A 242-nucleotide genomic window follows, 5' to 3' on the forward strand; every position below is an offset into this window, starting at 1 on the left:
TTCATCCTGTGCGCGCCGGTATCGACCATGAAGCATCCGCCGGAGATTTCGGGCTGCTACTTCCAGTGTCCGTCGTAGTTGCTCGACTAGCTCTCCCAGATCATCCCGGAAATCGCGATCAGATCGCCGAATTCGCCGCTCATGGCGCGCTCGCGGGTATCGATGACCAGCAGAGGAAGGCCCCACTGGAAGGCGGTGACGACCGTCACGCCACTTTTCTTTTGTGCAGCAATCAGCCGTTC

General features: G+C 59.1%; 1 pseudogene. It reads right to left on the reverse strand.

Annotated features, from left to right (window positions below):
* Positions 1 to 59: 59 nt before the first annotated feature.
* A pseudogene (locus ACPYOJ_RS36415) lies at positions 60 to 242 on the reverse strand (gfo/Idh/MocA family oxidoreductase); the annotation flags it as partial.

The sequence above is a fragment of the Rhizobium sp. SVR5-9E genome, assembly GCF_056755095.1.